The sequence below is a fragment of the Streptomyces sp. NPDC058052 genome (genome assembly GCF_042885515.1).
GTDB lineage: Bacteria > Actinomycetota > Actinomycetes > Streptomycetales > Streptomycetaceae > Streptomyces.
In genome coordinates this window covers 160322-186075 of record NZ_JBHVRX010000016.1, presented here as the reverse complement: position 1 = coordinate 186075, position 25754 = coordinate 160322, and the positions used below count along the sequence as shown (strand labels likewise).

The 25754-nt window shown below is 74.7% G+C and carries 20 protein-coding genes; 10 read left to right on the top strand and 10 right to left on the bottom strand.

Annotated features, from left to right (window positions below):
* Positions 1-328: 328 nt before the first annotated feature.
* The gene (locus ACFVU3_RS22820) at positions 329-700 is read right to left on the bottom strand and encodes a hypothetical protein (protein WP_390068787.1); all 372 of its coding nucleotides are present in this window, start codon (positions 698-700) and stop codon (positions 329-331) included.
* Positions 697-948, bottom strand: coding sequence for a DUF1049 domain-containing protein (locus tag ACFVU3_RS22815; protein ID WP_390068785.1), 252 nt, complete (start codon positions 946-948; stop codon positions 697-699). The genes ACFVU3_RS22820 and ACFVU3_RS22815 overlap by 4 nt, the downstream gene beginning before the upstream one ends.
* Positions 949-1106: 158 nt before the next feature.
* On the opposite strand from ACFVU3_RS22815, the gene ACFVU3_RS22810 reads away from it, so the two are divergent.
* The 3 genes from ACFVU3_RS22810 (at position 1107) to ACFVU3_RS22800 (ending at position 3805) form a co-directional block, all read left to right on the top strand.
* The gene (locus ACFVU3_RS22810) at positions 1107-1874 is read left to right on the top strand and encodes a GntR family transcriptional regulator (RefSeq protein ID WP_390068783.1); all 768 of its coding nucleotides are present in this window, start codon (positions 1107-1109) and stop codon (positions 1872-1874) included.
* A 137-nt stretch (positions 1875-2011) separates the two neighbouring features.
* Complete coding sequence (locus ACFVU3_RS22805) at positions 2012-3100, top strand: adenosine deaminase (protein ID WP_390068781.1); 1089 nt, start codon at positions 2012-2014, stop codon at positions 3098-3100.
* 51 nt (positions 3101-3151) lie between these two features.
* Positions 3152-3805, top strand: a complete 654-nt coding sequence (locus tag ACFVU3_RS22800) for a GntR family transcriptional regulator (RefSeq protein ID WP_390068779.1) — start codon at positions 3152-3154, stop codon at positions 3803-3805.
* Between the two features lie 31 nt (positions 3806-3836).
* On the opposite strand, the gene ACFVU3_RS22795 is transcribed toward ACFVU3_RS22800, so the two are convergent.
* From ACFVU3_RS22795 to ACFVU3_RS22775, 5 genes are all read right to left on the bottom strand, one after another.
* A complete protein-coding gene (locus ACFVU3_RS22795) occupies positions 3837-4769 on the bottom strand; it encodes an LD-carboxypeptidase (protein WP_390068777.1) in 933 nt (310 codons plus the stop codon).
* Entirely contained in the window at positions 4766-6763 is a 1998-nt protein-coding gene (locus tag ACFVU3_RS22790; protein ID WP_390068776.1) for a prolyl oligopeptidase family serine peptidase, read from the bottom strand. Before ACFVU3_RS22790 ends, ACFVU3_RS22795 begins: the two co-directional genes overlap by 4 nt.
* Before the next feature lie 30 nt (positions 6764-6793).
* Positions 6794-8134, bottom strand: a complete 1341-nt coding sequence (locus ACFVU3_RS22785; RefSeq protein ID WP_390068774.1) for a M20/M25/M40 family metallo-hydrolase — start codon at positions 8132-8134, stop codon at positions 6794-6796.
* Positions 8127-8960 (bottom strand): M55 family metallopeptidase, encoded by an 834-nt coding sequence (locus ACFVU3_RS22780; RefSeq protein ID WP_390068772.1) that lies wholly within the window; start codon positions 8958-8960, stop codon positions 8127-8129. The genes ACFVU3_RS22785 and ACFVU3_RS22780 overlap by 8 nt, the downstream gene beginning before the upstream one ends.
* A 99-nt stretch (positions 8961-9059) precedes the next feature.
* Positions 9060-10853: a hypothetical protein gene (locus tag ACFVU3_RS22775; protein WP_390068771.1), complete on the bottom strand. Its 1794-nt coding sequence runs from the start codon at positions 10851-10853 to the stop codon at positions 9060-9062.
* A 186-nt stretch (positions 10854-11039) separates the two neighbouring features.
* On the opposite strand from ACFVU3_RS22775, the gene ACFVU3_RS22770 reads away from it, so the two are divergent.
* Positions 11040-12263, top strand: coding sequence for a hypothetical protein (locus ACFVU3_RS22770; protein WP_390068770.1), 1224 nt, complete (start codon positions 11040-11042; stop codon positions 12261-12263).
* Between the two features lie 13 nt (positions 12264-12276).
* Here the strand turns inward: ACFVU3_RS22770 and ACFVU3_RS22765 are convergent, their stop codons facing one another.
* Positions 12277-14730, bottom strand: a complete 2454-nt coding sequence (locus ACFVU3_RS22765; RefSeq protein WP_390068768.1) for an MFS transporter — start codon at positions 14728-14730, stop codon at positions 12277-12279.
* 259 nt (positions 14731-14989) lie between these two features.
* Positions 14990-15433: an SRPBCC family protein gene (locus ACFVU3_RS22760; RefSeq protein WP_390068766.1), complete on the bottom strand. Its 444-nt coding sequence runs from the start codon at positions 15431-15433 to the stop codon at positions 14990-14992.
* Between the two features lie 171 nt (positions 15434-15604).
* On the opposite strand from ACFVU3_RS22760, the gene ACFVU3_RS22755 reads away from it, so the two are divergent.
* The 3 genes from ACFVU3_RS22755 (at position 15605) to ACFVU3_RS22745 (ending at position 18908) form a co-directional block, all read left to right on the top strand.
* Entirely contained in the window at positions 15605-16636 is a 1032-nt protein-coding gene (locus ACFVU3_RS22755; RefSeq protein ID WP_390068764.1) for an Rv2578c family radical SAM protein, read from the top strand.
* Positions 16637-16748: 112 nt separating this feature from the next.
* The gene (locus tag ACFVU3_RS22750; protein WP_390068762.1) at positions 16749-18359 is read left to right on the top strand and encodes an alpha/beta hydrolase; all 1611 of its coding nucleotides are present in this window, start codon (positions 16749-16751) and stop codon (positions 18357-18359) included.
* A 105-nt stretch (positions 18360-18464) separates the two neighbouring features.
* The gene (locus ACFVU3_RS22745; RefSeq protein WP_390068760.1) at positions 18465-18908 is read left to right on the top strand and encodes a RidA family protein; all 444 of its coding nucleotides are present in this window, start codon (positions 18465-18467) and stop codon (positions 18906-18908) included.
* A 1392-nt stretch (positions 18909-20300) separates the two neighbouring features.
* Here the strand turns inward: ACFVU3_RS22745 and ACFVU3_RS22740 are convergent.
* A complete protein-coding gene (locus tag ACFVU3_RS22740) occupies positions 20301-20918 on the bottom strand; it encodes a HEAT repeat domain-containing protein (RefSeq protein ID WP_390068758.1) in 618 nt (205 codons plus the stop codon).
* A 357-nt stretch (positions 20919-21275) separates the two neighbouring features.
* Between ACFVU3_RS22740 and ACFVU3_RS22735 the strand changes: the two genes are divergently transcribed.
* The 3 genes from ACFVU3_RS22735 to ccrA all read left to right on the top strand — a co-directional run bounded on the left by ACFVU3_RS22735 (position 21276) and on the right by ccrA (position 25754).
* Positions 21276-23057 (top strand): 3-hydroxyacyl-CoA dehydrogenase family protein, encoded by a 1782-nt coding sequence (locus ACFVU3_RS22735; protein WP_390068756.1) that lies wholly within the window; start codon positions 21276-21278, stop codon positions 23055-23057.
* A gap of 82 nt (positions 23058-23139) precedes the next feature.
* Complete coding sequence (locus ACFVU3_RS22730) at positions 23140-23997, top strand: TetR family transcriptional regulator (protein WP_390068754.1); 858 nt, start codon at positions 23140-23142, stop codon at positions 23995-23997.
* A 419-nt stretch (positions 23998-24416) separates the two neighbouring features.
* Positions 24417-25754 (top strand): crotonyl-CoA carboxylase/reductase, encoded by a 1338-nt coding sequence (gene ccrA / locus ACFVU3_RS22725; protein ID WP_390068752.1) that lies wholly within the window; start codon positions 24417-24419, stop codon positions 25752-25754.

The following is a 25754-nucleotide window of genomic DNA, read 5'->3' as shown; positions in this document are numbered from 1 at the left end:
GCCCCCCGGTGCGCCCGGGGTCTACCTCGGCGCCCTGCCGCCCTGCCGCCCGCGGGGGGCACGGGGGGGGGGGGGGGGGGGGGGGGGGGGCCCGGGGGCCCGGGGGCGCGGGGTGCGGGGGTACGGGGCGCGGGCGCCGCGCCGCCCGACGGACCCGGGTGCCCCGCGCGCCGACGCCGGACGAGCGCCCGCGCCGGCCGGGCACGCGCGCCGCGCTGGTCGGCGGCGGTCGGCGGCGGTCGGCGGCGGCCACGGGTACCCCGGGTGCCCCGCGTGGCGGCGCCGGACGAGCCCCGGACCGTCCCTCCGGCCGTCGGCGCCCCGCGGGTCAGCGGCGGGCCGTCGTCACCCGGTGCGGGCAGGGCTCGCCCTTCCGGAGGACGCCGATGACGACCGTCGAGCGGCGGTCGAGGCCGGTGCCGGCAGCCGGGTACTGGGTGCAGACGCGCCAGCGCGGGGGCCACAGGACCCGCCGGTCGCGACCGCTCGCGTCGTGGACGTCGAGACGGGTGCGGTGGTCCAGGCGGGTGAAGACCCGCCACAGGCCCCGGCCCCGGAAGTCCGGCAGCGGCGGCCGGGCGCCGGCGGCCGCCTCCCGGGCCCGCCGGGCCCGCCGGGCGTCCGCGTCTCCCGCCGCGCCGGCCGCCACGGCGGCGACGGCCAGCGCCGCGCCCGCCCCGATCAGGGTGCCGCGTTTCACTTGCTCCTCCTGAGGCCCCTCCGGGCCGCGTACCAGCCGCAGAGCCCGCTCAGCACGGCGGTGGCGAGGAGGGCGAGGTAGAGCGGCATCGTCACCTCCGGGATCAGCAGGCGGATCTTGACCTCGCGGGTGTTCTCGAAGATGAAGACGAGCAGGAGGACCGCGACGACCGCCATCCCGATCCGTCCGGGGGTGATGGCGCCGAACCGGTCGCCCCTCCGCGTGCCCGTCGTGTCCTTGGGACTCATGCCCGCCCTCTCCTCCGTCGTCCGTCTCGGGCGTACCCGTGGGACCAGAATGGGGGGACCGGCACGCCGGAGGGACGGTGGACGGCGCCGTCCGGGTGACTTGTCAGACAACCTGGGGCGGCTACGGTGGTGGCCGGACGACGGGACGAGGAGGGGCCTTGGCGGTCAGCGGGCACCGGCGGCGACCGGTGGTGGCGCTCTACGAGCGGATCGCGGACGCCGTCCACGACGGCACCTACCCGCCCGGCTCCACCCTGCCCTCCGAGCCGAGACTCGCCGCCGAACTGGGCGTGAGCAGGCCCGCCCTGCGCGAGGCGCTGCTGCTGCTCCAGGAGGACGGGCTGCTCACGGTGCGCCGCGGGGTCGGCCGGACGGTGAACGCGCGGCCGCCCCGGCGCGGCTTCGAGCACGTCCAGCCGCTGGAGGAGCTGATCGGCGGCGGCACCGGCGCCCGCGTGCGGGCCCTGGTGCGCACCCTGGAGGAGCCGACCGACTTCACCACCCAGCACCTGCTGGCACCGGCCCGCGCCGAGCTGCGGTTCTGGGAGTCGGTGCTGGTCGGCGAGGCGGGGCCCGTGGCGCTGTGCCACGAGTGGGCGGCGGCGGACGAGGTCCTGGACGGCGCGCACCCCGCCTTCGCGGCCGCGCTGCGGGCGGGCGACACGGCCTCGGAGCCGGCGGCCGGCGACGCGGTGTCGATGCTCTCGGTCCTGCTGGCCGCCTCGCGCGAGGTGGCCCTGCACGCGCACAGCGGGATCACCGCCACCCTGCTCGGGCGGCGGCGCGGCGAGCAGCTGGGCCGCCCCGCCGACACCCCGGCGGTCCTGGTCACCCAGGTGGTCCGCGTCGGGGACACCCCCGTCCTCGCCGCCAAGCACATGCTGCCGACGGGCGCGCCCGCGCTGCCGGTCCTCCAGTCCCACTGAGGCCCCGCCCCGGCCGCCCCGCACCCCGGGCCGACGGCCGCGGCGGAGCGAGGGACCCCCGCCCTCGGAGCCGTACGGCATCGTCCTTCCGGCATCCGCGCGTCCGCCGGGCGCGCCATGACGTACACTTCCCGGCCATGCACTTGTCTGACAACCCTGCCACGCCTGCCCGGGCCGCCGTCTCCGACTGGATACGCCGCGCCCCGAAGGCCGTCCTCCACGACCACCTCGACGGCGGGCTCCGCCCGGCCACCATCGTCGAGCTGGCCCGGGAGTGCGGCTACACCGCGCTGCCGACCGAGGACCCGGCCGAGCTCGCCGTCTGGTTCCGGGACGCCGCCGACTCCGGCTCGCTGGAGCGCTACCTGGAGACCTTCGCCCACACCTGCGCGGTGATGCAGACCCGCGAGGCGCTGGTCCGGATCGCCGCCGAGTGCGCCGAGGACCTGGCTGCGGACGGGGTCGTCTACGCCGAGGTGCGGTACGCCCCCGAGCAGCACCTGGAGGCCGGGCTGAGCCTCGACGAGGTCGTCGAGGCGGTCAACGAGGGCTTCCGCGAGGGCGAGCGCCGGACCGGCGGCCGGATCACCGTCCGCGCCCTGCTCACCGGCATGCGGCACACCGACCGCTCGCTGGAGATCGCCCGGCTCACCGTCGCCCACCGCGACAACGGCGTGGCCGGCTTCGACATCGCCGGCGGCGAGATCGGCAACCCGCCGGCCCGCCACCTGCCCGCCTTCCAGCACCTGAAGCGGGAGAACTGCCACTTCACCATCCACGCGGGCGAGGCCGTCGGCGCCGAGTCCATCCACGAGGCGGTGCAGGTCTGCGGCACCGAGCGGATCGGGCACGGCGTGCGGATCACCGACGACATCGCCGAGGACGGCACCCTGGGCCGGCTCGCCGCCTACGTCCGCGACAACCGGATCGCCCTGGAGGTCTGCCCGACCTCCAACCTGCAGACCGGCGCGGCCAAGGACTACGGCTCCCACCCGATCGACGAGCTGCGCCGCCTCGGTTTCCGCATCACGCTGAACACCGACAACCGCCTGGTCTCCGGCACGACCATGAGCGAGGAGTTCCAGCACATGGCGGACGCCTTCGGGTACGGCCCCGAGGTCTTCGAGGAGTTCACGGTCGCCGCCCTGGAGGCCGCGTTCCTGCCGCTGCCCGAGCGCGAGCGCCTGATCGAGGAGATCGTGCGCCCGGGATACGCCGCGCTGTGACGGACCGGGGAGGGCGGCGGACGCCGTCCTCCCCGATGGAAGAATGGCGCCATGACAGCTGCTGAGGAGTTCAGGCCCGAGTCGGAACGGATCACGCGCACCCTGCGCGACCAGATCATCGACGGGACGCGGGCTCCCGGCAGCCGGCTGGTGGAGCGGGAGATCGCCGCCGAGCTGGACGTGAGCCGCCTGCCGGTCCGCGACGCGCTGCGGGACCTGGTCAACGAGGGGCTCGTCACGCCCCGGCCGCGTACCTGGGCGGTGGTCCGGGAGTTCACCGCCTCCGACATCGCCGACCTCATCGAGGTCAGGTCCGCCCTGGAGATCCTGGCGTTCCGGCTCGCGGCCCAGCGCCGCACCCGCGCGGGCCTCGCCAAGCTGCGCGGCGACCTCGACGCCGAGCAGGCGGCGGCGGCGCGGGGCGACGGGCCGGAGGCGCGCCGCGCGGCGGCCGACTTCCACGAGACGGTCACCGAGCTCGCCGACAACGCCCTGCTGACCGAGCTGGAGGGCACGCTGCGGAGCCGGATGCGCTGGCTGCTCGGCCAGCACGACGACTTCACCGTCGTCGCCGAGGAGCACGAGGAGCTGTTCCGGCGGATCGAGGCGCGGGACGTGGAGGGCGTCGAGGAGCTGGCCCTGCGCCACCTGGAGACGAGCCAGAGCAAGGCGACCGAGCACCAGCGGCGGATGGCCGCGGAGTAACCCCTCCGGCCGACGGGCGGGGGCGCCGCCGTCAGAGCAGGGCGGGTACGTCGAGGGTGAGGGTGCCGGCGTCGGCGTCGAGGACGGCCGGCACGCCGAGCGGAACGGTCGGCGCGGCGGGGTCGTGGCCGAAGCCCATCTCCTCCACGACCGGCACGCCCAGGCCGCCGAGCCGGTCGGCGAGGACCGCCCGGACCTCCTCGTACGGGCCGCACTCCTCCCAGGAGCCGAGGGCGATCCCGGCGACGCCGTCGAGCCAGCCGGAGCGCAGCAGTTGGGTGAGGATCCGGTCGAGGCGGTACGGCTCCTCCCCCACGTCCTCCAGGAGGAGCAGCCCGCCGCGGGCGGAGGGCCGGGCGTGCGGGGTGGCGAGGTCGGCGGCGAGGAGGCTGACGCAGCCGCCGAGGGTGACGCCGGCGGCGCGGCCCGGCGCGAGGGCCCGTCCCGTCGCCGGGGTCCGTACCGTCTCGGGTGCGAAGAGCGTGGCCCGCAGGGAGTCGCGGGTGCGCGGCTCGGTGAGGAAGGCGGCGGTCGCGGGCATCGGGCCGTGCAGGGTGGCGAAGCCGGTGCGGCGGGCGAACGCCTCGTGCAGGGCGGTGACGTCGCTGTAGCCGATGAAGGGCTTGGGGCCGGCCGCGCGGATCGCCGCCCAGTCCACCAGGTCCACCATGCGCTGGGCGCCGTAGCCGCCGCGCGCGCAGATCACGGCGGCGACGGAGGGGTCGGTGTACGCCTCCGTCAGGTCGCGGGCCCGGTCGCGGTCGGCGCCCGCGAGGTGGCCGAGGGCCGGATGGGCGCCGAGGACGTGCGGGGCGACGACCGGTTCGAGGCCGAGCTCGCGCAGCAGGTCGAGGCCGGGCAGGATCCGGTCCTCGGGCACGGGGCCGCAGGGGGCGACGACGGCGATCCGGTCCCCGGGCCGCAGCCGGGCGGGGCGGGTGAGTTCGGGTACGGGGGCCGTCACGTGTGCAGCTCCAGCTCCGGGACGTCGGTCCGGTCGAAGCCGAAGACCCGGGCGTAGAGGGCGAGTTCGGCCTCCAGGGCGCGGGTCATGGTGGCGGCGTGGCGGAAGCCGTGGCCCTCGCCGGGGAAGGCGAGGTAGGCGTGCGGGACGCCCCGGCCGGCGACCCGGGTGAGCAGCCGCTCCGCCTGGGCGGGCGGGCAGACGACGTCGTCGAGGCCCTGGAGGAGCAGGAAGGGCGCGGTGATCCGCTCGACGTGCGTGATCGGCGAGCGCTCGGCGTACAGCTCGGGGACCTCGTCGAGCGGGCCGACGAGTCCGTCGAGGTAGCGGGACTCGAAGTCGTGGGTCTCGTCGACGAATCCGGTGAGGTCGAGGACGGGGTAGAGGATCGTGCCGCAGGCGTAGACGTCGGTCCGGACCAGGGAGGCGGCGCTGGTCCAGCCGCCGGCGCTGCCGCCGCGGATCGCGAGGCGGGCGGGGTCGGCGGTGCCCTCGGCGGCGAGGGCGGTGGCGACGGCGGCGCAGTCCTCGACGTCGACGACGCCCCACTGGCCGCGGAGGCGCTCGCGGTAGGCGCGGCCGTAACCGGTGGAGCCTCCGTAGTTGACCTCGGCGACGCCGATGCCGCGCGAGGTGAAGTAGGCGGTCTCCAGGTCGAGGACGAGGGCGGAGTGTCCGGTGGGGCCGCCGTGGGCGCGGATGACGTACGGCGGGAGCGCGCCCGCGGGCCCGGTGGAGCCGGGGTTGCGGGGCGGGTACACATGGGCGTGGATCTCCCGGCCGCCGGGTCCGGTGAAGGTGCGGGCGACGGGCCGGGGGTAGTGGGCGGGGTCGACGGGGTCGGTGTGCGGGGAGCCGACGACCCGGGTGCGTCCGGTGCGGGTGTCGAGTTCGACGATCTCGTGGAAGCGGTCGGGGCCGGCGGCGACGCCGACGACCCGCGTGCCGTGGACGGCGAGGGTGGAGCCCCAGGCGGTCCAGGGGCCGGGGGCGTCGACGAGACTGCCGGTGTCGGGGTCGAGGATGCCGAGGACGGCGTCGCCGCGGCCGTGCAGGACGGCGATCGGTCCGGTCTCCAGGGCCTGGAACCAGGTGAGTCCGGTCTGCCAGAGGGGTCCGGCGAACTCCTCCTCGCGGGGGCAGAGCGCTTGGACCGGACCGACGGTGCCGTGGGCGGCGAGCTCGGCCCGGTAGAGGTTCCACCAGCCGGTGCGGTCACTGGCGAAGAGGAGCCGGCCGGCCGCGTCCCAGTCGGCCTGCGGCACCGACTCCTCGGGGCCGCCCGCGACCGTCCGGGCGTCCTTGAGGGTGCCGTCGGCGGTGATGTCGGCGAGCACGGCCTCGGTGCCGTCCCAGGGCATCCGGGGGTGGTCCCAGCCGAGCCAGACGGCCCGTCGTCCGTCCGGCGAGATCCGGGGCCCGGTGACGAAGCGGTGGCGCCCGTCGGAGAGTTCGCGCACGGCGGCCCGGTCCTCGGCGGCGGAGCCGTCGAGCGGGACGGCGGCGAGCACCCGGCGGACGTCGGTGGGGGCGGGCCCGGTGAACTCCTCCAGGACGCACCAGACCTCGTCCCGGTCGGGCAGCAGCACCGGGTCGGCCCAGCGCAGTCCGCCGCCCACTCCGGAGACGGGGGTGAGCGGCCGCGGTGCCGTCCCCGGCGCGGCGTCGGGCTCGTGGGCGTAGAGCCGCTGGTCGGGAAAGTGGCAGAAGACCAGCAGGGGGCCGCCGGCGGGCCGCTCGACGGCGGCCCAGGGGCGGCCGCCGTATTCGATGACCCGGTTCCGGACGTTCCACGGCGGAGGCAGCAGGGTCTCCTCCGTGCCGGCGGCGCGCCGCCGGACCAGGGTCCGGCGGCCGCCCTCGGCCGGGCGGGGCGCGGTCCACCACACCTCGTCGCCGACGGTTCCCAGATAGGCGGGCCGCCCGTCGTTGGCCGCCGCGAGCGCGGCTCCGACGGGTGACGGCCAGCTGCCGTGGGCTGCCTCGTTCTGCATCGTCGCTCCCCCAGGGTTCCGGTTTCGGTCCTACGCGGTCTTCAGGTAGTGGTCGAGCACCCGCACGCCGAAGTGCAGCGCGTCGACGGGGACGCGTTCGTCCACGCCGTGGAAGAGCGCCCCGTAGTCCAGGCCCGGGGGCAGCCGGAGCGGCGAGAAGCCGTAGCCGGTGATGCCGAGCCGGGAGAACTGCTTGGCGTCGGTGCCGCCGGACATGGTGAAGGGCAGGGCGTGCCCGTCGGGGTCGAAGCGCTCGACGGCGGCCCGCAGCTTGGCGAAGGTCGGGGAGTCGACGGGGGCTTCGAGCGGCACCTCGCGGTGGTGGAACTCCCACGCCACGTCCGGGCCGGTGAGCCGGTCCATGGTGGCGGCGAACTCCTCCTCGGTGCCGGGCAGCATCCGTCCGTCGACGTAGGCGACGGCCTGGCCGGGGATGACGTTGCACTTGTACCCGGCCTGGAGCATCGTCGGGTTGGCGCTGTTGCGGACGGTGGCCTCGACGAGCGCCGCGGCCGGGCCGAGCTTGTCGAGGAGGAGCGGCACGTCGAGGTCGGGGTCGGCGGTGTCGATCTCGATGCCGTGCAGCGCGGCCAGTTCGGTGAGGGCGGCGCGGACGGTGGCGGTGAGCCGGACGGGCCAGGTGTGGGCGCCGATGCGGGCGACGGCGGCGGCGAGCCGGGTGACCGCGTTGGCCTCGTTGACCTTGGAGCCGTGGCCGGCCCGGCCGTGGGCGGTGAGCTTGAGCCAGGCGGTCCCCCGCTCGCCGGCGCCGATGGGGTAGAGCGTCATGCCGGGGTGGGGGTGGAAGCTGAAGGCGCCGGACTCGCTGATGCCCTCGGTGCACCCCTCGAAGAGGCCGGGGTGCCGGTCGGCGAGGAAGCCGGAGCCGTCGTCGGCGCTGTCCTCCTCGTCCGCGGTGTAGGCGAGGACGATGTCGCGGCGCGGCCGGACGCCCTGGCGGGCCCAGGAGCGGGCGACGGCGAGGACCATCGCGTCCATGTTCTTCATGTCGACGGCGCCGCGGCCCCAGACGACGCCGTCGCGGACCTCGCCGGAGAAGGGGTGGACGGTCCACTCGGCCGGGTCGGCGGGGACGACGTCCAGATGGCCGTGGACGAGGAGCGCCGGGGCGGTGGGGTCGGTGCCGGGAATGCGGGCGACCACGTTGGTCCGGCCGGGGGTGCGCTCCAGGAGGGCCGGTTCGAGTCCGGCGCCGGCGAGCCGCTCGGCGACGTACTCGGCGGCGGGGCGCTCGCGGCAGTCGCCGCCGCCGCGGTTGGTGGTGTCGATGCGGATGAGGTCGGAAGTGAAGGCGACGACCTCGTCGAGCGCCTTCGCGTCCGGTCCTGCGGGGGGCGTGCTGCTAGCCATACTGCTCCTCCACGGCGGCCGAGACGATCGTCGTGACCGCTTTGAACGTGCGGATCGCCTCGTACATCGTCGCGCTGGTGTACGCGACGCGCCGCTCGCCGCTCCGCGCCACGCCGGGAACCACCGTGGCGGCGGCGCCCAGGTGCTCGGCGTCGAACTCGACCTCGACGGTGTGCGGCCCGGCGTGGACCGGGTCGTGGCGGACGGCGAGGGCGGCGGCCTCGCGGGCGGCGGCCCGGATGTCGGCGGCGGTGCGGGCGGGGGTGCGGCAGACCGCCGCGTACCGCGAGACGTGGTCCTTGACGGCGACCTTGAGGGCCTCGGGGGCGTAGTCGACGGCGTCCTCGCAGGTCAGGTCGTCGCCGGTGACGAGGACGACGGGGACGCCGTACTCGGCGACCACGTGCGCGTTGAGCACGCCCTCGCTCGCCCGGAGGCCGTTCAGCCAGACGCCGGTGATCGAGTTGGCGAGGTAGGTGTGGGCGAGGACGCCCTCGGCGCCCGCGCCGGTGTGGTAGCCGACGAAGGCGATCCCGTCGACGTCGCCGTGCTGGACGCCCTCGACCATGGAGAGCGACTTGTGGCGGCCGGTGAGCATCTGGACGCGGTCGTCGAGCCGCTCCAGGAGCAGGTTCCGCATCGTCCAGTGCGCCTCGTTCACGAGCACCTCGTCGGCGCCGCCGTCGAGGAAGCCCAGCGCCGCCGCGTTCACGTCCGAGGTGAACATCGGGCGGCAGCGCTCCCACTGGGGCGTGCCGGGCAGCACGTCGGCGGGCCAGGTCACACCGGTGGCGCCCTCCATGTCGGCGCTGATGAGGATCTTCATGACTGGCACCGTACGCGCCGTCCGGCGGCCGTACCACCCCTGTGGATAACCGTCGTTGGAGTGGACCAATGATGTGGCCCGCCGGAAGGTACCGGCACGTCAGGGCGGTTCGGCGAGGGTCCGCGGATCCGTCCCGGCCATGCGGCGCAGCGCCTCCGCGGCGCGTTCCGCGGGCGGCCTCCCGTCGTCGGGCAGGTGCCACCGGTAGAACCGGGGCGCCCCGGCGGTGTCGTCCGGGGGCGGCCCCGTGAAGGTGACGACGGTGGTGTCGGGGTCCTTGAAGTGGGTGCTGATCCACCCCTGCCGGAGTCCCCAGCGGGTGAGGAGTGCGGGCCGGTCGCGGAGGCCGGCGGCGATCAGGCGGGCGGTGTGCCGGGCCGGCCAGGTCCAGGCGTGGTCCTGCTCCGCTCGGGCGATCTCGGCGTCATAGGCGTCGGCGTCGAAGCGGTACGCGGGGAGCGCGGGAGTCGGTCCCGGCCGCCGCCCGTCGCTCCACACCACGTGCCGGCCCTCGCGGCGGACGGTCACGTACAGGGCGCCGCAGCAACCCTCGGCGCAGGAGGTGACGCCGAGCCGAGCCGCGCGGGGTGCGGCGCCGGCCCGCAGGGAGCCCGCGTCGAGGAGCTCCTCGGGGGTGTCGCCCCGCCCCTGCGGGAAGGCGCCGGGCAGGATCGGGCGCCCGTCGACCAGGAGCCGGGTCTCGACGGGCTCCGGCCCGGCCGGATCGGCGACGGCGACCTCGATCCGCAGCCGGGACACGGCGGCCGTCGCCGAGCCGGGAGTGCCGGGGGCGCCGGAGGTCCCGGGAGTGCCGGAGGTACCAGGGATACCCGGGGTTCCGGCGATGTCGAGGCGCGCCGCGCGCAGGTACCGGACGGTGCGCCGGATCCAGTCGGCGCGGCGCCCCGTCCCCGCGGGTTCGCGTACGGCGTCCAGGAGCTCGCGGGCGACGGCCTCGCGCCGGCCGGGCGGCCATTCGAGCAGGTGGGAGGCGCCGCTGTGGAGGTCCTGGGCGAGTGTGAGGAGCCGGGCCTGGTGGCCGGGGTCCGGGGGCAGCAGGTGGGCCCGTCCGGCCACCGTCCCGTAGAGGGCGAGGGCGTCGGCGTACTCCAGGATCTCGACGGCGTGGTCGCCCTGGGTGACCGTCCGGGCGAGGAGCCACAGGGCCTGGGCGAGGAGCGCCGTGTCCTCGGGCGCCCGGTCGAGGAGGCCCGCGAGGCCGGTGGCCTCGGCGACGCGCCGGGCGTGGTCGGGTCCCATGTGCCGGTCGCCCGGGGCGCGCCCCGGCAGCTGTTCCCGTACGGCGGCGGAGTCCCGCGCGGCGACGGCCTCGACCAGGGCGCGCGCCCGGTCGCCCACCGGGAAGTGGGTCAGCCACAGGAGGGCGGCGGCGGGCCGGTCCAGGTCGTCCAGGGCGGCGACCGCGTACCGGTGGATTCCGTCGAGCCGGCCGAGCGCGCGCAGGTACGGGACGTCCTCGGGCTCGCCGAGCCGGACGAGCAGCCCGAGCCCCGCCACGACTCCGCGCACGGTCGTCCCGTCGCGGACGAGCCGCCGGGCCAGGGCGCGGGCGGCGGCCGGGGTGCCGTGGTCGAGGGCGGCGGCGACGGGGAAGACGAGATGTTCGCGGACGCCGGCGGCGGCGAGGGCGCGTTCGGTCCCGGCGGCGGCGCGGTCGGTGTCGGGCTCGGTCAGCCGGGAGAGCAGGAGGCGGGTGACGGTCTCGCGCGCCTCCCGGTACGGCGGGCGGCGCCGCTCGCCGTGCTGCGGCCGTGCCGTGCCGGGGAGGGGGTGGCCGCCCCGGGGCGGCGGGGTGCCGTCGGCGGCGCCGAGGCCGCGGGCGTACGCGTACAGGGAGGGCGCGGGCGCCGGCCGCGCGTGCGGGGCGCTCACCGGGCGGGGCGGGACTCGATTCCGTGGATCATGGAGGCATCCTGCCCCGCGTCCCTCCCGGGCGCCATGCCTTTCCCGCCCCGCGTTCCCGGACGATCGGATCCCGGAATCGGGCCAAACATCGCCAAGCGGTACGTATAGGCTGTCGGCCGCAGTTGTCCCGCCCGACCGACCGGAGTGTTCTCGGTGACCATCGCCCTCGATCCGTCCGACACCACCCCCGCCTCCGACACCACCCCCGCCCCCGCCGCCTCCGGGCCGGAGGAGAACTTCTGGGTCCCGGAGGACTCCCCCGCGCCCGAGGCCGCCGAAGCCCCCGCGGCGGCCGCCGGGGAGGAGGCCGAAGCCTCCGCGGCGGCCGTCGCGGAGGAGACCGTCGAGGAGGACGCGGCCGTCTCGGCCGACCCCGCCGACCACGACCCCGTCGTGGTCCGGGACGCCCGGGACTTCGGGATCTACGCCCGGACCGGCGGCTGGGCCTTCGCCCTGAAGGTGGCGCGCAGCGTGCGGCCCGGCGGGCAGCCGGCCGAGGGCACGGCGGCGCGGAAGGTGTCGGCGCGGGCGTTCGCCGCGCTGGCCGGGTGCTCGGCGGAGCGTGTGATGCGCCACTACAAGGCGTGGGACATGGCGGCCGACGACGGGCTGGTGCCGCAGTTCGAGGTCCTGGAGCCGGGCGCCGACATCGAGCTGCCGGACGCGGACGTCTGGCTGTCGTACTACACCTCGCGCAACAGTGCCTCCTCCGTGCGCGGACAGGCGATCAGCGCGGCGGCCGAGGCGGAGGGCATCCGGCCGACGAAGGCGCTGGAGGTGGCGGAGAACCCGACGGCGCTGCGGGCCGCGATCCTCGCCGACCCGGGGACGGCCGAGGCGGCGCGCGGGGCGCTGCTCGACCGGATGAAGGAGGACCCCGCGCTCCAGACGGAGATGGCCAGGGCCTTCGCCCGCACCGACGGCCTGAAGAAGGCGGTGGCGAGCGAGGCGAAGGTCGCCGACCGGATCGGCTACGTCCGCCAGATCGTGGAGAACGGCCAGATCAAGACGCCCGCCGGGCAGACCGTGGAGGCGCCGGCCGAGGTGCGCGCGGAGGCCGAGCGCCATCTGTCGCTGATCGACGAGCTGGACGACTCGGAGGAGGCCGGCGAGTGGGCCGGCGAGGCGTACGAGTCGGTGAAGGGGCTCGTCGCCAGGGCCGTCGAGGAGGACCCGGCGCTGCGCGTCCAGGAGCGCAGGACCCGCTTCTACAGCAGCCTCCAGAAGGCCACGAAGGTCTTCGAGGAGCTGACCCTCGACGAGGTGATGGAGGAGGAGATCTACGAGGAGGACATGCTCCAGCGCCTCGAAGCCCTCCAGGAGGCGATCGGCAGCTGCATCACGGCGCTGCGCAAGGCGGCGCCGACCGCCCCCTGAGGCTCCGGCCGGGTCAGTCCTGGTGGCCGAGCTGGAGGTCGCGTTCGGTGCGGCCGCCGCCGGCCACCTGGAGGACGGTGGCGACGGGCGGGTAGCCGGCGGCGATGACCGTGTACTCGCCGGAGGACAGGTCGACGAAGCGGAAGGTGCCGTCGGGCCCGGTGGTGAGGGTGTCGACGACGTTCCCGGCCGCGTCGAGCAGGGTGACCCGGGCGTCCTCGACGGGACGCCCGCCGCCGGCCCGGACCGTGCCGCGCAGGACGGCCCCGCCGGCCAGTTCGATGTCCTGGCGGGTCTCGCGGGAGGACTGGACGCTGACCGGGACGGCGGCGGGCCGGAAGGCGGGGGCGCTGGCGGCGAGGGTGTACTCGCCGGCGACCAGCTCGGTGATCACGTACCCGCCCTCGCGTCCGCTGCGGGTGGAGGCGACGACCTCGCCGCGCACGTCGGTGAGGGTGACGGCGGCGTCCCGGACGGGCGTGCCGTCGGCGGTGAGGACGCTGCCCGCGAGGCGGCCGGCGCCGCCGAGGACCACGTCGAGCTCGACGGGGCGGTCTCCGACGGTGACGGAGACGGCCTGCGGCTGGTGGCCGCCGGCGGCGGCGATGAGCACGTACGCGCCGCCGCCGGGCACGCTGAGCGCGTACCGGCCGTCCTCGCCGCTGGCGCCGCGCCCGATCTGGCGCCCGCCGACGTCGATGAGGGTGAGCGCGGCGCGCGGGACGCGGCTGCCGTCGTGGTGCTGCACGGTGCCGCAGACGGGCAGGCCGCTGTGGTGCGGGGCGGTGGCGGGCGCGGGGGCGGAGTGGCGGGCGTGCGGCACGGCCTGGGCGGCGCCGGGCTGGCCGTAGGGGGCGTCGGTGGCCTCGGTGGCGGGGCTGTGGTGGGACACCAGCGGTTTCTCCTTGAGGAAGAAGGCGAGGACGAGGCCGAGCACGAGGACCGGCACGAGGTAGAGGAAGATGCGCGGCATGGCGTCCGCGTACGCCTGGATGTAGAGGTCGCGCAGGGCGGGCGGCAGGGCGTGGACCGTCTGCGGGGTGATCGCCTCGGCCGGGGGCAGGGCGGTGCCGGAGCCCTGGGTCGCGGGGAGCCGGTCGGCGAGGGCGTCGTCGAAGCGGGCGGCGAAGACGGTGCCGAAGATCGCGGCGCCGACGCTGCCGCCGATCTGGCGGAAGTAGGTGTGGGCGCTGGTGGCGGTGCCGAGGTCGGCGGGGCGGACGGAGTTCTGCACGGCGAGGATGAGCACCGGCATGATCAGGCCGATGCCGGTGCCGAGCACGGCCTGCCAGAGGCTGTGGGTGAGCCGGGGCGTGCCGGTGTCCATGCGGGAGAGCAGGCCCATGCCGAGGACGGAGAGGGCGGCGCCGATCACCGGGTAGACCTTGTAGCGGCCGGTGCGGCTGATGAGCCGGCCGGAGACGACCGAGGCGACCACGATCCCGCCCATGAGCGGCAGCATGAGGAGCCCGGACTCGGTGGCGGTGGCGCCCTCGACCATCTGGAGGAAGCTGGGCAGGTAGCTGGCGGCGCCGAAGAGGGCGATGCCGACGACGGCGCCGACGAGCGCGGTGACGGTGAAGACGGAGTCGCGGAACAGCCGCGGCGGGATGAGGGGTTCGGGCGCGACGTGCTCGACGACCAGGAAGAGGAGGACGGTTCCGGCGGCCCCGCAGCCGAGGCCGATGATGACCCGGTCGTCCCAGTCGTACTCGGTCCCGCCCCAACTGGTCAGCAGGACCAGGCAGGTGGAGGCGGCGGCGAGGAGCAGGGCGCCGAGGACGTCGAAGCGGGCGCGGGCCTTCGGCTTGGGCAGCTTGAGGACGGCGGCGACGACGGCGAGGGTGACGAGCCCGAAGGGCACGTTGAAGTAGAAGCACCAGCGCCAGGAGACGTGGTCGGTGAAGAAGCCGCCGAGGAGCGGTCCGGCGACGGAGGCGAGACCGAAGGCGGCGCCGATGAGGCCCATGTACCGGCCGCGTTCGCGGGCCGGGACGATGTCGGCGATGATCGCCTGGACGCCGATCATGAGGCCGCCGGCGCCGACGCCCTGGAGGGCGCGGAAGGCGATGAGCTCGTCCATGCTGCGGGACCAGCCGGCGAGTCCGGAGCCGATGACGAAGACGACGATGGCGAAGAGGAAGACGCTCTTGCGGCCGAGGAGGTCGCCGAGCTTGCCGTAGACGGGCAGGCCGATGGTGGAGGTCAGCAGGTAGGCGGTGATCGCCCAGGACATCCGGTCGAGGCCCTGGAGTTCGCCGACGATCTTCGGCAGGGCGGTGGCGACGATCATCTGCTCCAGCGCGGCGAGGAGCAGCGCGAGCATCAGGCCGAAGAAGACGAGGCGGACGCGGCGGGGGTCGAGGGGGGTCTCGGCCGGGGGCTGTTCCCGGGGTCCGGCGGGCGGGCCGTCCCCGGGGAGCGGCGCGGCTCCCCCGGCGTCCTTCACCAGCGTGATCGCACCCACGTACGGCTCCCCTCGTCACGGCTTCACCCCGGCCCGGAAGCGGCCTCGGCGCCGGGCCATTCTTCGCATCGGGCGCGAAGCGGGAGCAAGTCGGGCGGTACGGGCGGAGGGTGACCGATCGGGGGCGAACACGGGGGCGCGGAGGGGTACTTGCGGCGCTCATCAGCGCCTTTGCGGAACTCCCCGCGCCCCCTCGGCACTTCGGGCGCCGGTACGGGGGCGGCGGGGAATCCACTCGAATCGGTGAACGCCCCGGGCGTTACTTCTCGGTCTCGGCCGCCAGGTTGGCGAGGAGGGCGTCGTAGATCCGGGCGAGGCCCTTGGGGGCGAAGGTCCGCTCGAAGAAGCCGCCGATGCCGCCGGCACCGTTCCAGACGGAGGTGACGACGGCGCGGGACTTGCCCTCGCCCGCCGGGGTCACGGTCCAGGTGGTGACCATGGAGGAGTTGCGGTCCTTCTCGACGAGCTGCCCGTCGGTGGGCTCGGTGACCTCCAGGAGGCAGTCGCGGACGCGCTTGCTGGTGGCCTGGAGCTTCCAGTGGACGAGGGTGCCCTCGCCGTCGCCGCCCTCGCGCACCTCGTACTCGCTGAAGTGCTCGGGCAGCAGCTTCGCGCGCGCGCCGCTGTAGTCGGCCAGCGTGTCGAACACGGTCTCCGCGTCCGCCGCGATGATCCGTTCCGTCGTGGCCTCGACCTGCGCCATCGCATTTCCTCCAGCTCGTGGTTCTTCGGGGGTGTTCCGGGGCTGCGGGCCAAGCGAACCACGAGCCCCGCGGGGCGCGAAATCCGGGTTGCGACGATCAAGAGAACAGGTGTTCTATTCTGGGTCCCACAGCAATCGAACACGCGGCCGAAGTCGATCGAGGAGGCGTCCATGCGCTGGGACCATCTGGGCGAGAACCCGGCCACGCCCGCCGACATCGCCCTGTTCGGCGCCGACGCGGTCACCACCCGCACCTTCGACACCCCAGAGTTCCGCGGGATCACCTTCCACGAGGTCCGGGCCCGCACCATCCTCAACCGGGTCCCCGGGGCCTCCCGGATGCCGTTCGAGTGGACCCTGAACCCCTACCGAGGTTGTACGCACGCGTGCGTCTACTGCTTCGCCCGCAAGACCCACGGCTACCTCGACCTCGACACCGGCCTCGGCTTCGACTCCCAGATCGTGGTCAAGGTCAACGCCCCCGAGCTGCTCACCCGGCAGCTCGCCTCACGCCGCTGGCAGGGCGCCCACATCGCCATGGGCACCAACGTCGACTGCTACCAGCGGGCTGAGGGCAGGTACCGGCTCATGCCCGGCATCCTCACCGCGCTCCGCGACCGCGCCAACCCCTTCTCGATCCTCACCAAGGGCACCCTGATCCTGCGCGACCTGGAGCTGCTCACCCAGGCCGCCCAGGTCACCGAGGTCGGCGTCTCCGTCTCGGTCGGCTTCACCGACGAGGAGCTGTGGCGCACCGTCGAGCCCGGCACTCCCGCCCCGCACCGCCGCCTCGACGTGGTCCGCGTCCTCGGCGAGCACGGCATCGGCTGCGGGGTTCTCATGGCCCCCGTCGTGCCCTTCCTGAGCGACTCCCCCGAGCAGCTGCGGGCCACCGTCCGCGCCATCGCCGAGGCCGGCGCCGTCTCCGTCACCCCGCTCGTCCTCCACCTGCGGCCCGGCGCCCGCGAGTGGTTCATGACCTGGCTCGCCCGCCACCACCCCCACCTGGTCGGACGGTACGAGCGGATGTACGCCGGCGGGGCCTACGCGCCCACCTGGTACCAGCGCCGCATCACCCGCCAGGTCCACGAACTGGCCGCCGGGTTCGGCATCGGCCCGGCCCGCCGGGACACCCCGCCCCGCGCCCCGCGCCCCTCCGCCGCCCCGCCGGCGGGCGACCCGGAGCAGCTCACCCTCCTCTGAGTCCCGCGACACGCCGGAAGGTCACCTGACACGCCGTCACCCTGCCGTCCGTTCGGGTCGTTCACCGGCGGAACAGGTCGTGTCCCGCGCCCCGCGGGGCACTCCACGCTCCATGACCACCCGCGCAGGAATGCTGATCGCCGCTGGGGCACTGGTCGCCGGGACGGTCACCGTCCTGCCCGCGTCCGCCGCGGGCACCGGTGAACCGGTCCCCCGTCCCCTCCCCCCGCTCGCCTGGACCGACTGCGGCACCAAGGCGTACCCCCGACTCCAGTGCGCCACCCTGAAGGTGCCGCTCGTCCACGACGACCCGGCCGGCCGGAGCATCGCGCTCGCGCTGACCCGGATCCCCCACACCGCCGAGACCTCCGAGGGCCCGCTCCTCGTCAACCCCGGCGGCCCGGGCGGCAGCGGACGCGGCATGGCCGGCTACGTCGCCTCCTCGCTGCCCGCCGAGGTCGCCGCCCGGTACGACGTCATCGGATTCGACCCGCGCGGCGTCGGCAGGAGCGAGCCCGCGCTCGACTGCCGCCCCGGCCACTTCGACCCGGTGCGCCCCGACTCGGTGCCGCGCGGCGCCGCCGCCGAGCGCACCGCCCTGGAGCGCGCCCAGGCGTTCGCCGCCGCCTGCGGCAAGAAGTACGCCGACGTCCTCCCGTACATCGACACCGTCTCCACCGCCCGCGACGTGGACCTCATCCGGCGGGCGCTCGGCGCCGAGCGGATCAACTACCTCGGCTACTCGTACGGCACCTACCTCGGTGCGGTCTACGCCCGGCTCTACCCGGAGCGGGTGGGGCGGATGGCGTTGGACTCCGTCGTCAACCCCAACGGCGTCTGGTACGAGGACAACATCGCGCAGGACTACGCCTTCGACACCCGTCACAAGGACTTCATGGCCTGGGTGGCCAGGCACAGCGCCGTCTACAAGCTCGGGACGGACCCGGCCGCCGTCGAGGCCGCCTGGTACCGGATGCGCGAGGAGCTGCGCGACGCCCCGGCGGGCGGCAAGGTCGGCCCCGGCGAGCTGGAGGACACCTTCCTGCCCGGCGGCTACTACGACGGCTACTGGCCGAAGCTCGCCGACGCGTTCACGGCGTACGTGAACAAGCAGGACCCGGCCCCGCTCACCGCCGCCTACGAGCGGTACGGCGAGGCCGACTCCGCCGCCGACAACGGCTACTCCGTCTACACGGCGGTCCAGTGCCGCGACGCCCCCTGGCCCAAGGACTGGAACGTCTGGCGCAAGGACAACTGGGACGTCCACGCCAAGGCGCCCTTCTCCACCTGGAACAACGCCTGGTACAACGCGCCGTGCGCGTTCTGGCCCGTGGAGCCGCTCAGTCCGCCGGACGTCACCAACGACCAGCTGCCGCCGGTCCTCATCCTCCAGGCCACGGACGACGCCGCCACCCCGTACGAGGGCGGGCTCGCCCTGCACCGGATGATCCGAGGCTCCAGCCTGGTCGTCGAGCAGGGCGGCGGGAACCACGGCGTGACCCTGGCCGGCAACGACTGCCTCGACGAGCACCTGAGCACCTTCCTCGCCGACGGCACCGTGCCGCGTGCCGAGGGCGGGTCCGAGGTGGACGCCGTCTGCGCCGCCCTGCCCGCGCCCGAGCCCGACCCGGCCGCCGCGCCGAAGGCCGCCGGCAAGAAGGCGTCCGCCCCCGTCCAGCAGGCCGGGACGACCCTGCACGGCCTCCTGGGCCACGTGCGCTGACCCCGCGGTCCCCCCCTCCGGGGAGGGGTGACCTTCCGCACATGACGACGCCCGCGCCGCCCGGAGGCGCGGGCGTTGTCAGTGGCGTGGGCGAGGATGTGGGGCATGACCAGCCACCTGACCCACGTCCCCGCCCCCGAGGGCGTCGCGCCCAGCCCGCAGTACAGCCACGTCGTCTGGGGCACGGGCCGGTTCGTCGCGATCTCCGGCCAGGTCGCCACCGACGTCTCGGGGACCGTGGTGGGCGCGGGGGACCCGGCCGCCCAGGCGCGCCAGGTCTTCGCCAACCTGGAGCGCTGCCTGGCCGCCGCCGGCGCGGGCTTCGGGGACGTGGTGAAGCTGACCTACTTCCTCACGGACGTGGCGCACCTCCCGGCCGTGCGGGACGCGCGGGACGCGGCCTTCGCCGGGCTGCCGCTGCCGGCGAGCTCCGCGGTGCAGGTCGACGCGCTGGTGCGGCCCGAGCTGCTGCTGGAGATCGAGGCGTTCGCGCTGGTCCCGGAGCGGCGCCCGGAGGGCGGACAGGCGGAGCTCCGGCTGATACGTTGACGCGCGTGTTCCTCTTCCTCCGTGCGTAGGAGTCGGCGTGCCGACGCCCGTGCCCCTGGGTCCGTCCCCGGCGCGGCGTCCCGTCGTCCCCGCACACCCGGCGCGCTCGCCCAGGGCTGACGCGCGCCCTCTCCACGAGGAACACCCATGTCCGTGGCACCTCCTGCCCGCACGCCCGCCGCGCCGTCGTACGCGGCGGTCCTGCGGGCCCCGCACGCGCGCCGGACCTTCGGCGCCGCCCTGCTCGGCCGGCTCTCCAACGGGACGGCCCCGCTCTCCCTGCTGCTCTCCGTGAAGGCGACGACCGGCTCGTACACGACGGCCGGCACCGCGCTGGCCGCCTTCGGGCTCACCTCCGTCCTCCTCTCACCGGCCCGGGCCGCCCTCGTCGACCGGCACGGCCCCGGCCGCGCCCTGCCTCCCCTGGTCCTCCTGTACGCGGCGCTGCTCGCCGCCCTCACCGTCGTCTGCGCCCGGCCCGGCACCCCGGACCTCGTCCTGATGGCGCTGGCCGCGGCGGCGGGCACGGCGACGCCCCCGCTGGGGCCCGTGATGCGGGCCCTGTGGAGCCGCCTCCTCACCGACCGGGACCTGCTGCGCCGGGCGTACAGCCTGGACACGGTGGCGGAGGAACTGCTCTTCGTCTCGGGCCCCTTGCTGGTGGGCCTGGTGCTCCTCGGGGCCGCCCCGCCCGCCGGGCTCGCGCTGAGCGCGGTCCTGATCCTGACGGGCGGTCTGCTCCTCGCCGCCTCGCCGCTCACCCGGTCCGTCCCGGGCGCGGCGGGGGCGGCCGCGCCCGCCGCGCGTACGGCCGCCGGGGGCGCTCCGCCGCGCGGTCTCGGGAGCGCGATGGCCGGGGCGGCCGCCCTGGGCCTGTGTCTCGGGGCGGTGGAGCTGCTGGTGGTGGCCTTCTCGGACGCGGCGGGGCGGCCCGGACTGATGCCGTGGGCCCTGGCGGCGCTCTCCGCGGGCAGCGCCGTCGGCGGTCTGCTCCTGGGCGCCGTCCGGTGGCGCGGCTCCCTCGCCACCCGGCTCGCGGCGCTCGGGCTCGCGCTCGGCGCGGTCCTGGGGGCGACGGGGCTCGCTCCGCATCCGTACGTCCTGGTCGCCGGGGTCGCGCTGGGCGGGTTGTTCGTGGCGCCCGCGCTGACGACCGCGTATCTGCTGGCCGACGAGTCCGTCGGCGCGGAGCGCCGCACCCGGGCCGGCGCCTGGGTCAACACCTCCTTCAACGCGGGGACCACGGTGGCGACCGCCGGGGCGGGGCTCCTGGTGGACCGGCTGCCGCTCGCCGTCTGCTTCGCGCTGGCGGGGCTGCCGCCGGTGCTGGCCGGGCTGGCGGGGCTGCTCCGCGCGGCGGGGCTGCTCCGCGCGGCGCGGCTCCGGAGCGGGTCAGACGGCGGGTCCGCCGAGCAGGGTCAGGGAGCGCTCGGCGGCGCGGCCGAGCCGGGGGTGCGGGAGGGCCGCTTCGAGGACGTCCCGGGCCAGCGGGTCGCCGAGCGCGCCGAGGCCCTCGACGCAGGCGAGGCCGACCCGCCAGTGGGGGTCGCCGTCCGCCAGCCGGCGCTCCAGGACGGCGACGAGGGCCGGGACGGACTCGGGCGCGCGTAGGTCGGCGAGGAGCCGGACGGGCAACAGTGCGTAGGCCGCCCGGAGTTCGTTGGTGGCGAGTGCGGCGGCGGCCCGGGCGGTGCGCGGGTCGCCGAGCCGGACGAGGGCGTGGGCGGCGGTGACGCACCGCTCGGGGTCCCGGTGGTTGAGGAGCAGGACGAGGGCCTCGAAGGCGCGCGGGTCGCCGGCCACGCCGAGCAGGTAGGCGGCGATCTCGCGGGCCCAGAGCGGGCGGCCGGGGGCGGTGAGCAGGCCGTGGAGTTCTTCGGGATCGGTGGTGCGGACGAGTTCTCCGAATGCGTCGGGAACGCTTCCCTCTGCGTTCTCGATCTCATCCCGCAATCGATCGATCATCGAGCAGAATTCGGGATCCTCGGAGATTCCCTCGGGATTTTCCATGAATCCGAGGCTATCCGCGATCCACATCACATTTTCCCGACTTCCCAGGACTGGCGCGCTCGTTACCCGCCGGTTAATCTCAAGTGAGCGGGGAACCCCCGCACTTCTCGCCGCGGCCTGGTGACGCAGCCGTGGTGAGCGCTGGTCGGTTCGGCAGTTCTCGACGTGGCTCAGGGACAGAGCCTTCGTCCCCCCTTCTCTTTCTCCAGGCCCTCGCCGCCGTGCGCCGGGGCCGCATCCCCGCACACCGCGGCGCCGCCTCCGTGCGGCCGGCCGCGCTCCCGGTATTTCCGCGCCCTCTTCTCTCTCCCGCGCGTACCGCCTTCAGTCGTCACTCTTCCTCCCAGGAGTCCCCTGATGGACACCCCTCTCTCCACCATCGCCGTCGTCGGTCTCGGCACCATGGGCACCGGCATCGCCGACGTCCTCGTCCGGGCCGGCCGTGAGGTCGTCGGCATCGACGTCAGCGAGTCCGCCGGCGCCCGCGCCGTCGCCGCCCTGGAGGCGTCCACCGCCCGCGCGGTGGCCCGTGAGCGCATCACCGAGGACGAGCGGCAGGACGCGCTGGCGCGCTTCCGCGTCTACTCGGACCTCCAGGCCGCCGCCGCGGCCGACCTCGTCATCGAGGTCGTCCCGGAGGAGTACGAGACCAAGCAGGAGGTGTTCCGGGCGCTGGACTCCGTCGTCCGCCCGGACGCCATCCTCGCGACCGGCACCAACGCCCTCTCGGTGACCCGGCTCGCCGCCGACTCGGCGCACCCGGAGCGCGTCCTCGGCCTGCACTTCTTCGCCCCGGTCCAGGCCATGAAGCTGGTCGAGGTGGTCTCCTCGGTGCTGACCGACCCGCGGGCGGTGGACGCCGTCACCCGGCTGGCCCAGGACCTCGGCAAGGAGCCGGTGGCGGTCGGCGACCGGGCCGGCTTCATCGCGGACGGGCTGCTCTTCGGCTACCTGAACCAGGCCGCGGCCATGTACGAGGCCCGCTACGCCTCCCGCGAGGACATCGACGCGGCGATGAAGCTGGGCTGCGGCCTGCCGATGGGTCCGCTGGAGCTGCTCGACCTGGTGGGCGTCGACACCGCCCGGACCGTCCTCGACGCGATGTACCAGGCGTCCCACGACCGGCTGCACGCCCCCGCGCCGATCCTGAAGCAGCTCTCCGAGGCCGGGCTGACCGGCCGCAAGGCGGGCCGCGGCTTCTACACGTACGCGGCGCCGGGCTCGGCCGAGAAGGTCGCCGACGCGCTGACCCCCGAGACCTCGGGCGGCGCCGGCGCGGGCCGCGAGGTCCGCTCGGTGGGCGTGGCCGGCTCGGGCACGATGGCGTCCGGCATCGCCGAGGTCTTCGCCAAGGCCGGGTACGACGTCGTCCTCGCCGCCCGCTCGCAGGAGAAGGCGGACGCGGCCAAGGCGTACATCGCGAAGTCGCTGGCCCGCTCGGTGGACAAGGGCCGGCTGACCGGCGAGGCCCGCGACGAGACGCTGGCCCGGATCACGCCGGCCGGTTCGCTGGACGCCTTCGCCGAGGTGGACCTGGCGGTCGAGGCGGTCGCCGAGGACCTCGGGATCAAGCAGGAGCTCTTCGCCCGCCTGGACAAGATCTGCAAGCCGGGCGCGGTGCTCGCCACCACGACCTCCTCGCTGCCGGTCGTGGCCTGTGCCCGGGCCACCTCGCGTCCGCAGGACGTGATCGGCATGCACTTCTTCAACCCGGCGCCGGCGATGAAGCTGGTCGAGATCGTCCGTACGGTCCTGACCGCCGACGACGTGCACGCCACCGTCCGCGAGGTCACCGCGAAGATCCGCAAGCACGGCGTCGACTGCGGCGACCGGGCCGGCTTCATCGTGAACGCGCTGCTGTTCCCGTACCTGAACAACGCGGTCAAGATGGTCCAGGAGCACTACGCGACGCTGGACGACATCGACACCGCGATGAAGCTGGGCGGCGGTTACCCGATGGGTCCGTTCGAGCTGCTCGACGTGGTCGGTCTGGACGTCTCGCTGGCGATCGAGAAGGTGCTGCACCGCGAGTTCCGCGACCCGGGCCTGGCCCCGGCGCCGCTTCTGGAGCACCTGGTGGCGGCCGGCTGCCTCGGCCGCAAGACGGGGCGCGGCTTCCGCGAATATGCCCGGCGCTGAGCCCACCGAGCCTCGACGGGGGTGGGGCGGGCTGCTGGAGCCCTCCGGCGGCCCGCCCCCGCAGGCGCGTCTTCCTGCACGGATGCAGTACGTTCGGGTCATGCCCAAGGCCGTGAAGACACCCCGTGCCACCTCTCCGTCCGACGCTCAGGAGAGCGCGGCGGGGACCCGTGCCGCCGCCCAGCGGCTGAAGATGCGGCGGGAGCTGGCGGCCGCCGCGATGGAGCTCTTCGCGACGAAGGGGTACGAGGCCACCACGGTCGACGAGATCGCGGCGGCGGCCGGGGTGGCCCGGCGGACCTTCTTCCGCCACTTCCGGTCCAAGGAGGAGGCGATCTTCCCGGACCACGACGACACGCTGGTGCGGGCGGAGGCGGTGCTGAACGCGGCGCCGCCGCACGAGCACCCGCTCGACACCGTGTGCCGGGGCATCAAGGAGGTCATGAAGATGTACGCGGGCTCCCCCGCGATCTCCGTGGCCCGTTACCGGCTGACCCGTGAGGTGCCGACGCTGCGGGAGCGCGAGATCGCCTCGGTGGCCCGCTACGAGCGGCTCTTCACCCGCTACCTCCTCGGCCACTTCGACGAGCGGGACCACCACGACGGGAACGACGACCCGCTGCTCGCCGAGGTGGCGGCCTCGGCGGTGGTCACCGCCCACAACCACGTGCTGCGCCGCTGGCTGCGGGCCGGCGGCCAGGGCGACGTGGAGACCCAGCTCGACCACGCCTTCGCGATCGTCCGGGAGACCTTCGGCACCGGCATAGGCGCGGGCCGGCCGGCCCCCTCCCCGCAGCAGCCGCAGCCCGCGCAGGAGCCTGTCGCGGCGGCGCCGGCCCAGGTCTCCACCTCGGGTGACGTGGTGGTCGCGGTGGCCCGTACCGACGCTCCGCTGGACGAGGTCATGCGGACCATCCAGCAGGCACTCACGAAGGGCTGAGGCGCACTTCTCCCCCAGCTTCGAAGGTCCTGGACGAGGGCCGCCCCCGGTTTCCCGGGGGCGGCCCTCGTCGCGTTTTGCCTGCTCACAGGCCATTTCGATCGATCATCGCTCATCCGTGAGCACCATTTCGCATCTGAGAGAAATTGTTGGCACGCAGTGCCTTGTCACGTGACACGGCGTGCCATACGTTGATGTTGTCCGGGTGGCCGGAGCACAGAGAAAGCCCGTGCTCCGGCTGTCCCCACAGCCCCACGGCCGTGCGCCCGGACGCCTGCGTCACAGGCACCCTCGCGCCCCACACCGGCGCCGCCACAGCACCACCCGAGCCGAACCGACGGCACACCTCCACAGCAGCAGCACTCCCCGACGTATCCCTCAGGCGTCCGCTCCCGGACGCTCTCCGCCGGAGGCACACCGTGAAGGAAATCCTGGACGCGATCCAGTCGCCGGACGCCACGTCCGCCGACTTCGCGAACATCAAGCTCCCCGAGTCGTACCGGGCCGTCACCGTCCACAAGGACGAGGCCGAGATGTTCGCCGGAGTCGAGAGCCGCGACAAGGACCCCCGCAAGTCGCTCCACCTCGACCAGGTGGCACTGCCCGAGCTCGGCCCGGGCGAGGCGCTCGTCGCCGTCATGGCCAGCTCCGTCAACTACAACTCGGTCTGGACCTCGATCTTCGAGCCCGTCTCGACCTTCGGCTTCCTGGAGCGCTACGGGCGCCTCTCCGAGCTGACCAAGCGCCACGACCTGCCGTACCACGTCATCGGCTCCGACCTCGCCGGCGTCGTCCTGCGCACCGGCCCCGGCGTCAACGCCTGGACCCCGGGCGACGAGGTCGTCGCGCACTGTCTGTCGGTCGAGCTGGAGTCGTCCGACGGCCACAACGACACCATGCTCGACCCCGAGCAGCGCATCTGGGGCTTCGAGACCAACTTCGGCGGCCTCGCCGAGATCGCGCTCGTCAAGTCCAACCAGCTGATGCCGAAGCCGCAGCACCTCAGCTGGGAGGAGGCCGCCGCGCCCGGCCTGGTCAACTCGACCGCCTACCGCCAGCTGGTCTCCCGCAACGGCGCCGGCATGAAGCAGGGCGACAACGTCCTCATCTGGGGCGCCAGCGGCGGCCTCGGCTCCTACGCCACCCAGTTCGCCCTGGCCGGCGGCGCCAACCCGATCTGCGTCGTCTCCTCCCCGGAGAAGGCCGACATCTGCCGGTCCATGGGCGCCGAGGCGGTCATCGACCGCAACGCCGAGGGCTACAAGTTCTGGAAGGACGAGAACACCCAGGACCCGCGCGAGTGGAAGCGCTTCGGCTCCAAGATCCGTGAGCTGACCGGCGGCGAGGACATCGACATCGTCTTCGAGCACCCGGGCCGCGAGACCTTCGGCGCCTCGGTCTATGTCACCCGCAAGGGCGGCACCATCACCACCTGCGCCTCCACCTCGGGCTACATGCACCAGTACGACAACCGCTACCTGTGGATGTCGCTGAAGCGGATCATCGGCTCGCACTTCGCCAACTACCGCGAGGCGTGGGAGGCCAACCGCCTGATCGCCAAGGGCAAGATCCACCCCACCCTCTCCAAGGTCTACTCCCTGGAGGAGACCGGCCAGGCCGCCTACGACGTCCACCGCAACCTGCACCAGGGCAAGGTCGGCGTCCTCGCGCTCGCGCCCGAGGAGGGCCTGGGCGTCAGCAACCCCGAGCTCCGGGCCCAGCACATCGACGCCATCAACCGCTTCCGGAACATCTGA

Bases quoted from the DNA above. Each gene is read 5' to 3' on its own strand.
- ACFVU3_RS22760 (WP_390068766.1), bottom strand. From the start codon at position 15,433: ATGGCGCAGGTCGAGGCCACGACGGAACGGATCATCGCGGCGGACGCG.
- ACFVU3_RS22735 (WP_390068756.1), top strand. From the start codon at position 21,276: ATGGACACCCCTCTCTCCACCATCGCCGTCGTCGGTCTCGGCACCATG.
- ACFVU3_RS22730 (WP_390068754.1), top strand. From the start codon at position 23,140: ATGCAGTACGTTCGGGTCATGCCCAAGGCCGTGAAGACACCCCGTGCC.
- ACFVU3_RS22800 (WP_390068779.1), top strand. From the start codon at position 3,152: ATGACAGCTGCTGAGGAGTTCAGGCCCGAGTCGGAACGGATCACGCGC.
- ACFVU3_RS22750 (WP_390068762.1), top strand. From the start codon at position 16,749: ATGACCACCCGCGCAGGAATGCTGATCGCCGCTGGGGCACTGGTCGCC.
- ACFVU3_RS22790 (WP_390068776.1), bottom strand. From the start codon at position 6,763: ATGCAGAACGAGGCAGCCCACGGCAGCTGGCCGTCACCCGTCGGAGCC.
- ACFVU3_RS22785 (WP_390068774.1), bottom strand. From the start codon at position 8,134: ATGGCTAGCAGCACGCCCCCCGCAGGACCGGACGCGAAGGCGCTCGAC.
- ACFVU3_RS22745 (WP_390068760.1), top strand. From the start codon at position 18,465: ATGACCAGCCACCTGACCCACGTCCCCGCCCCCGAGGGCGTCGCGCCC.
- ACFVU3_RS22780 (WP_390068772.1), bottom strand. From the start codon at position 8,960: ATGAAGATCCTCATCAGCGCCGACATGGAGGGCGCCACCGGTGTGACC.
- ACFVU3_RS22755 (WP_390068764.1), top strand. From the start codon at position 15,605: ATGCGCTGGGACCATCTGGGCGAGAACCCGGCCACGCCCGCCGACATC.
- ACFVU3_RS22815 (WP_390068785.1), bottom strand. From the start codon at position 948: ATGAGTCCCAAGGACACGACGGGCACGCGGAGGGGCGACCGGTTCGGC.
- ACFVU3_RS22805 (WP_390068781.1), top strand. From the start codon at position 2,012: ATGCACTTGTCTGACAACCCTGCCACGCCTGCCCGGGCCGCCGTCTCC.
- ACFVU3_RS22740 (WP_390068758.1), bottom strand. From the start codon at position 20,918: ATGGAAAATCCCGAGGGAATCTCCGAGGATCCCGAATTCTGCTCGATG.